Source organism: Actinomadura sp. 7K507 (assembly GCF_004348425.1).
GTDB lineage: Bacteria > Actinomycetota > Actinomycetes > Streptosporangiales > Streptosporangiaceae > Spirillospora.
Window position 1 is genome coordinate 1 of sequence record NZ_SMKK01000343.1, and the last position, 7,424, is coordinate 7,424.

Annotated in this window: 10 protein-coding genes; 7 read left to right on the forward strand and 3 right to left on the reverse strand. The window is 66.9% G+C overall.

What is annotated here, in order from left to right:
• The 3 genes from E1285_RS41710 to E1285_RS41720 all read left to right on the forward strand — a co-directional run.
• Window positions 1–435 (forward strand): HIT family protein (locus E1285_RS41710; RefSeq protein ID WP_207947208.1); only part of this gene is annotated, 435 nt, incomplete at its 5' end.
• 109 nt (window positions 436–544) lie between these two features.
• Window positions 545–1,210, forward strand: coding sequence for a phenylalanine--tRNA ligase beta subunit-related protein (locus tag E1285_RS41715; RefSeq protein ID WP_132160274.1), 666 nt, complete (start codon window positions 545–547; stop codon window positions 1,208–1,210).
• A complete protein-coding gene (locus E1285_RS41720) occupies window positions 1,210–2,091 on the forward strand; it encodes an EamA family transporter (RefSeq protein WP_132160258.1) in 882 nt (293 codons plus the stop codon). Before E1285_RS41715 ends, E1285_RS41720 begins: the two co-directional genes overlap by 1 nt.
• A gap of 12 nt (window positions 2,092–2,103) precedes the next feature.
• On the opposite strand, the gene E1285_RS41725 is transcribed toward E1285_RS41720, so the two are convergent.
• On the reverse strand, window positions 2,104–2,454 hold the full coding sequence (locus E1285_RS41725) for a helix-turn-helix domain-containing protein (RefSeq protein ID WP_132160260.1): 351 nt from the start codon (window positions 2,452–2,454) through the stop codon (window positions 2,104–2,106).
• Window positions 2,455–2,599: 145 nt separating this feature from the next.
• On the opposite strand from E1285_RS41725, the gene E1285_RS41730 reads away from it, so the two are divergent.
• Window positions 2,600–3,487, forward strand: a complete 888-nt coding sequence (locus tag E1285_RS41730; protein WP_132160262.1) for an NAD(P)-binding domain-containing protein — start codon at window positions 2,600–2,602, stop codon at window positions 3,485–3,487.
• A 395-nt stretch (window positions 3,488–3,882) separates the two neighbouring features.
• Here E1285_RS41730 and E1285_RS41735 read toward each other — a convergent pair whose 3' ends face one another.
• Both E1285_RS41735 and E1285_RS41740 read right to left on the reverse strand, forming a co-directional pair.
• Window positions 3,883–4,104, reverse strand: a complete 222-nt coding sequence (locus tag E1285_RS41735; protein WP_132160264.1) for a DUF397 domain-containing protein — start codon at window positions 4,102–4,104, stop codon at window positions 3,883–3,885.
• 20 nt (window positions 4,105–4,124) lie between these two features.
• Window positions 4,125–5,006 carry a helix-turn-helix transcriptional regulator gene (locus E1285_RS41740; RefSeq protein ID WP_207947209.1) on the reverse strand — a complete coding sequence of 294 codons (882 nt, stop codon included), beginning with the start codon at window positions 5,004–5,006 and terminating at the stop codon, window positions 4,125–4,127.
• Window positions 5,007–5,314: 308 nt separating this feature from the next.
• On the opposite strand from E1285_RS41740, the gene E1285_RS41745 reads away from it, so the two are divergent.
• The 3 genes from E1285_RS41745 (at window position 5,315) to E1285_RS41755 (ending at window position 6,810) form a co-directional block, all read left to right on the forward strand.
• A complete protein-coding gene (locus E1285_RS41745; protein ID WP_132160266.1) occupies window positions 5,315–5,590 on the forward strand; it encodes a hypothetical protein in 276 nt (91 codons plus the stop codon).
• Window positions 5,587–6,081 (forward strand): hypothetical protein, encoded by a 495-nt coding sequence (locus E1285_RS41750; RefSeq protein WP_132160268.1) that lies wholly within the window; start codon window positions 5,587–5,589, stop codon window positions 6,079–6,081. Before E1285_RS41745 ends, E1285_RS41750 begins: the two co-directional genes overlap by 4 nt.
• 108 nt (window positions 6,082–6,189) lie before the next feature.
• Window positions 6,190–6,810, forward strand: coding sequence for an SMI1/KNR4 family protein (locus tag E1285_RS41755; protein ID WP_132160270.1), 621 nt, complete (start codon window positions 6,190–6,192; stop codon window positions 6,808–6,810).
• The last annotated feature ends 614 nt before the right edge of the window (window positions 6,811–7,424 follow it).

Below are 7,424 nucleotides of genomic sequence, written 5' to 3' on the forward strand. Positions count from 1 at the left end.
GCCCACCCCTTTTGTGATGATGGGCGGATGGACGACTGCACCTTCTGCAAGATCGTTGCGGGGGACTCGCCGTCCTACCGCGTCGCCGAAGACGACCACACCGTCGCGTTCCTGGACATCGCTCCGGCCAATCCGGGGCACACGCTCGTCGTCCCGCGCACCCACGTCCGGAACATCTGGGAGATCTCCGAAGCCGCTCACGCTCAGGTCGCCGGCATGGTCCACCGGGTCGCCGCCTTGCTGAACGCGACGCTCGCGCCGGATGGCATGAACGTCGTCCACTCCAACGGCGAGGCTGCGTGGCAGGAGGTCTTCCACTTCCACGTGCACCTCGTCCCCCGGTGGCATGGCGACGACCTCCGCCTCATGTGGAATTCCGAGCCGGTCCCCCCTCACGACCTAGAACAGATCCAGCAGCGGCTGTCGTTCGATTGACCTGGGTCGAGTTCCGAAGCGTGTTGGATATCCGGTTGGGTGCAACGGACGGTCGGTCGGTATGATGACATGTCGATGTCATTAAAGTGACCGTAAGGATGGGGTGGAGATGCTGGAGCGCGTCGTGGTGGACGAGGCCGTGCGGGAGTTGCGTCCCGACTTCGCCGTTCTCGTCATGACCGCCGAGGGGCTGGCGAACGGGCCCAGCGACCAGAAGTCGCAGGGCTGGCTCGCCGAGGCGGCAGGGAAGGCGGACGCCGCCGACCCGCATGTCGAGGCATGGCGCGACGCCTACCGGGCGTTCGGGGCGAAACCGCAGCGGACCCGGCCCTCGGTGGACGCGCTGCTCCGCCGCGCCGACGCGCTCCCGTCCATCAACAAGGTCGTGGACGCCTACAACGCGGTCAGCGTCGAGTACGCGCTCCCCATCGGCGGCGAGGACCTCGACGCCTACCAAGGCCCCGCGCGCCTGGTCAGAGCCACGGGGGACGAGCCGTTCGACGTGATGGCAGGCGGCGAGCCCGCCGTCGAGCACCCGAACGCCGGCGAGGTCGTCTGGCGCGACGACGCGGGCGTGACGTGCCGCCGGTGGAACTGGCGGCAGTGCGTCCGGACGCGGCTGACCGAGAACACGAAGAACGGCTTCTTCCTCCTCGAAAGCCTTGAGCCGTACCCGCTCGACCGCCTGACCGAGGCGGGCGACCGGCTCGCCGGGAAGCTCCGCGTGATCGCCCCGGACGTCCGTATCGCGAGCAGGCTCCTCGGCGGACGGTGATGGTCACGGTCCTGGCGCTGAGCGCGGCGCTGGCCTACGGGGTGGCCGACTTCCTCGGCGGCGCCGTGACGCGCAAGTCGACGGCGTTGAGGGCCCTGACCTGGTGCGTCCCGGTCGGCCTCGCGGTCGTCGTGGTGTCCGCGCTGCTCAGCGGCGGCAGCCCGGCACCCGGCCCGATGGCCTGGGGTTTCACGGCGGGGCTGAGCGGCGGCGCGGGCCTGGTCACCTTCTACCGGGCACTCGCGCGCGGGCCGATGAACGTGGTGGCGCCGGTCTCCGCGCTGGCCGCCGCCGTCCTGCCGGTCGCCGCGGGCATCGCGCGAGGGGAGCGGCTGAACACGTCCGTCCTCCTCGGCGTCCTGCTGTGTCTCGTCGCGATCGGCCTGGTCAGCATGGAAGCCGACAGCGGCAAGGAGGTCGCCGGGACGGCCGGCACCGGATGGCGGCGCCTTCTGGAATCGGGTCCCATCATGGCCGGGCTGTCCGGCGGCTGCTTCGGAATCTTCTTCATCCTGCTGAAGGAGGCGGGGGACGGCACCGGGCTCTGGCCGATCGTCGGCGCCCGCCTGGGCAACGTGGCCATCGTCGCCGCCGCGCTGCTGTTCCTGGCGTTCCGCGGCGGCGATCTCGGCCCGCGGATATCCGGACGGACGCTGATCGGCTTGGCGCTGCTTTCGGGCACTCTGGACGCGGGCGCGAACGTCCTCTACTTCCTCGCGGCCCACGGCGGCATGCTCAGCCTCGCCGCCGTCCTGACGTCCCTCTACCCGGCGATCACCGTCCTGCTGGCCAGAATCGCCTACAGCGAACGCCTCCGCACCGTCCAGCGCATAGGCATGGCCGTCGCCGTAGCCGGCGTCGCTCTGGTGACCGTCGGCTGAAATCCGCGCTGATCAGCGAATCTGGTCCCAGGGGATGGACTCGATGCGCTCGATGTTGTCCTCGCCCCACTGGCCGAGCGGCGCCATCGCGTCATTGAGGGCGTGCCCGAACTCGGTCAGCGAGTACTCCACCTTCGGCGGAACCTGGTGGTAGACCTCGCGATGCAGCAGGCCCGTGGTCTCCATCTCCCGCAACTGCATGATCAGCACTCGCTCGCTGATGCCCGAGACCGTGCGCCGCAGCTCCCCGAAACGCAGAGGGCCGTCCTGGAGCGCGAAGAGGATCAGCCCCTTCCACTTGCCGCCCATGACGGCGATGGCGGCGTCAAGCCCACAGGTGAACTCACGCTTCGTCTCCTTCATGAGTCAATACTTACATTTTTGTCAGTACCCGGCAAAATAGTAGGTACTTGAATGAATGTCTGCATGAGCTCCAGCATTGAGCAGGTGCCGACCCACGACCGCATCGCAGGCGGCGCATCCACCTCCCAACGACTGGAGCACGCACATGCAGGACCACCGGACGCCGGTAACCGTCATCGGCCTGGGCTCGATGGGCACAGCCCTCGCCGAGGCCTTCCTCGATGCCGGGCACCCGACCACCGTCTGGAACAGGACTGCGGCCAAGGCCGCGCCCCTTGTCGGCAAGGGAGCCGAGCAAGCGGAGACAATCGAGGACGCGGTCGCGGCGAGCCCCCTGGTCGTCACCTGCCTGACCACCTTCGATGACACCCAGGTCGCCCTGGAACCGGCCCGCGCGGCACTTCGTGGACGCGCCCTCGTAACCCTGAACAGCGGATCCCCGGCCGAAGCCCGCCAGACCGCCGACTGGGTCATAAGCCACGGCGCCCGCTTCCTCGCCGGCGCGATCAAGAACGTCCCTTCGGCCGTGGGAGCCCCGGACACCCTGCTCTACTACAGCGGCGACAAGACCGTCTTCGAAGAGTTCGAGGCGACGCTGAAGGTGCTCGGCGGCGACACTGTTCACCTTGGCGACGAGACCGACCTCGCCGCCCTCTACGAGATGGCGGTGGGCGTCACCCTGCTGCCGACGCTCGTCGGGTTCTTCCAGGGCGCCGCCGCCGTCCAGTCGCGCGGCCTTGAGGTGGCATCCATGGTCCGGTTCAGCGAGAAGTGGCTCGACATGATCAAATCCCTCTTGCCGGTCTTCGCCGACGAGATCGACCGCGGCGACTACACCAACGCCGCGTCCTCGGTGAACCTCTTCCTCACCGCAGCGGACCACGACGCGGCCATGACCAGGGAGACCAACGTCGACACCGCCTGGCTGGCCCCCCTGAACGACCTGGTGAGGCGTGCCGCTGAAGCAGGCCACGGCGACCACAACATCTCAGCCCTGGTGGAGGTCCTCAAACTGCAGGAGCGCGCGGCATAGCCCCCGAACCCATCGGAAATCTGCGGACCGTCCCCTAGCGTTGGGGACGGTCCTCACCAGGGAAAAGGGAGCCGGTGGCCGTCGAACGCATCCATTGGGAAGACCTGCCCCAGCGAACCCGTGGGCATGGCCGACCAAGTGCGTCGGCTGGATCGATCCCGCGTGCCTGATCATCCGACTGATCGCGGGCGGTCGCACCGCCGCCCACGCCGAACAGGTCGTTCACGATCTTCCCGCGTGGCGGGACGCGCCCGCCGATGGACTGCTCCGCTTCGCGGAGGCGAACGTGAACCTCTGGCAGGAGATCGCAGACAACGACGTCGCTGAGTGGGCTCAATCCATGAGCGCTGCGGCGTGCCGGTGGCATGAGCACCGGCAACGAGGACCCTCGCGGCTCAGAGGTCGTGGTCGCCTGCGCGGATCTCGTGGACCATGTGGACGAACGCAGCGCGATCGAACATCAGCTTCGGGCCGTCAGGCGCCTTGCTGTCGCGCACGGCGACTACTCCAGGAAGGATGCCGGCGACCTCGATACAGTCGCCTCCACCGGTACCGCCTCCGCCGGAACGGCTTCCCTTTCGCCACTGGGCGCGGGCGAAGTGGTCTCGTGAGATCATCCCGCGCTTCCCTTCGTCGGTCAGTCGTAGCCTCGCTCCGCCGCAGAGATCCGGGAGAAGGAGTCTTCCGGGCTGAGTGCCTGCTTGGTGAGGATTCCGAATCTGAGTGTGCAGGCGCGTACGGACGCGGTTGACTCCAAGTATATGGAGCCGCCGATGCCCTCCGTGTATCCAATGTCGGGAATCGGCTCCGGGAGAGACAAGATCGAGAAGGGGCCTCCCAGGCCCGGTGTGGCGCCGATCCCCCTGGGGAGGACCTGGACGATCACGTGATCGGACTCCGAGACGTCGATGAGGCGTTGGAGCTGTGCACGCATGATCTGTGGAGATCCGACCGGCCGTTCGAGGATGGCCTCGTCCAGGATGAGATGAAGCTGGGGAGGCTCGTCCCTGGTGAGGATCTGCTGCCGCGCCAGCCGGGCGGCCACCCGCCGTGCGACATCACTCGTCGCAAGCTCGGGGTGCAAGCCCTTGATCAAGGAGCGTGCGTAGTCGGCCGTCTGAACGAGACCAGGCACGATCATCGTCTCGAACTGTCGACGCGCAACCATGGCGACTTCAAGGTTGAACAGGGGATGGAAGTCCTCAGGCAGATCCTTGCGGTAGGTCAGCCACCACCCACGTTCGCTCGCGTTCTCGGCGAGTTCGAGCATCTCTGCTCGGGTCTCCGCATCCGCTCCATACAGGTCGAGGAGTTGCTCGACCTCCCGAGACCTGACCCCTTGATGCCGGTTCTCGATTCGCGACAGCTTCGGCTTCGACCATCGGCCAGGGCCATCGCTCAGCCGCTGGATCGCCTGCTCGATAGTCAGTCCGGCGTCCTCGCGAAGCTGGCGCAGCGTGGCGGTGAGCTGCCAGCGCCGCACCGTGGCACTGACGGCTTCACCCATGTCCTTGGTCACGGTCGCCCCCGGAGGTGGAAGATCAACATGACGACGATTCTGGTGTTCCATTGACGAAAGTGGAATTCCATCATAGCTTTCGGAACACGACGCAACGCATCCATGCCACCACAGGGTGTGAGGTTGATGACGGTTCTTCGGGTAAGACGCCGACCTCGGCAAAGGTCCATGGCGCACGCATGCAGGCGGTGCAGGGGTCACGCCGCGCGGAGAACCTGGCCATAGGAAAGCCGCCGCGCGGTCGGGGATGAGATTGGGAGACCTCCCCCGACCGCGCGGCCACCATCCCCAATAGAGGAGGTGCCGCCATGGTAGATGTGCCGAGGGCGGTGAACGGAACGGTCGGCGGGATCGACCTGAGCGGTCTGTGTCCTGGCTGGTGCACGGAGCGAATCGAGGGGCGGCTCGTCGCCAGGCGTCTGGGGTCGTTGACCGACTACCAGCTCGGTCACGGATGCATGAGCGAAGTGACGGCGGGGTCGATCACGGAGCTGGTGGTCGTGTGCGAGGCGCAGAACACCCTGGCCGAGCGGATCGAGGTTGCCGAGACGGTCAGGCGCGGCTTCAGCGGACCGGCGTCATGACCGCGGCGATCACGCACCCGTCGCCGGCGTGGTGGGCGGACGAGATCAGGCCCGACCAGGTCGTGAAGGTCATCGAGAACGCGTTTCCCGAGGTGCGAACGGTCTTCTTCGGCAACGCCACGCGCAAGTGGTGGGCCCTGTACGGGCGGCAGGGCATCGATGAGCGGTGGCTCGAAGCCGACACTCCGCAACAACTCTGTGAGGCGATCATGGAGAGCGTGCCGCGTCCGCTCCGGCGACGGCCGCATCACGACGCTCCATGCCCCGTCAGCCAGGTATCGACCGTCCGAACCGGCGAACACCCGGTGCCACATGGGTTCGGTCCCGCATCCGTCCCGCGAGCCGGGGTGCCCGCATCGCACCCAGGTCGGCTACGGCGCGTCCTGGACGGCTGCCGCCGCTTCTTCCTCGGAGCGGACGGTGAGGACTGGTGCATGGTGCGCTCCGACGGTTCCTGGGCTCGCGCCACCGGCGTGCCCGGCGGGCGGTGATGACACGGAAGCCGTGTGGTCGTGTCCGCGCGTCATACGGAATGTGTAGTAGACGCGCGGGCCATTGACGGAGTTGAGAACCTTGTTCCCTCCATCGATCATGTGCCGATGCCCTCCACCGTTGACGGATTGTGGGACCGGATCCTGGCCTGGCTGACGCAGCACGCTCCGGCGACCCTGGACCGTATCGCTCCGCCCGCCGCCGATGCGGACATCGCCGCAGCTCAAGAAGCCATGGGCGCGAATTTGCCGACCGATCTGGTGGCCTGGTGGCGGCGCGCGAACGGAAGCGCGTCCGGTTGGTCCCACCAGCGGTTCGATCTGCTCCCGATGTTCGGCCCCTGCCGCATCGAGGATGCTATAAACCGGCGCAAGACCTGGTTAGAGGTCTGGCGTGACTATCCCATCGAACGCGGGTGGCTCACGGAGACGGACATCGCTCAGGCTCAAGCCAAGCCTGCTGGCACAGAGGCGGGCATGTGGCTACCGGGCTTTCTGTCCATCGCGAGCAGCGGCGGTGGGGCAGACCTGTTCGTCGATCTCCGGTCCGGCCCCATGCACGGGTGCGTGCGGGAGTTCGACAAGGTCGACACCGACGGCGGGCTCCGATGGGTAAATGTGACCGCCATGCTCACCGACATCGTCAACGCACTGGAGCGCGACGGCGTACTCGACGGGTGGCGCGCCCTCCTGGACGGCGACGGAACCCTGTGTTGGGACCTCGTCTAGGTTCGGAGCTAAGCCAGCGGATGCACAGGTCCCACCATCTGTCATACTCGAACTAAGGTTCGAACGTGATGTTGGGGTGGTGGAGATGGCTAGGTCACCCTCATACTCTGGCAGCATGGACACGGTCAGACTTGAGGACAGGGCGGCGCTCGTGGCCCTCCTCCAGGTTCGGCCTCAGGGCATGCGCTGGGGCGAGATCACTGCCGAGGTCATCGAGACTGGCAGTGCTCTCGCGGTGTGGCATCGGCTTGTGCCGCCGACGCTCATGGACTCTCCCGGAGAGCCTGGCCCGCTAGAGGCTGCCGCCCAGGACATCGAGGGCTGGACAGGTCAAGGTCATGCGATCGCCACCGTCCTCGACGACTCGTACCCCGCCCGACTTCGGGGAGTTCACCAGGCCCCGCCCGTCCTCTTCGCCCGTGGAAAGCTTGTTCCCCACGACAGGGCGGTTTCCGTTGTGGGGTCTCGCAAGGCTTCAGATCGCGGCCTAGTACGGCAGTCGTAGAACGTGATCTGAACGGGCAGGGACCGGCCGTAACGTAGGACAGCCGCCCGATGATCTTCGAGTTGTGACGCAAGAAGAACCTTGGGCGGCTGCTGCCGTCATGGTAGAG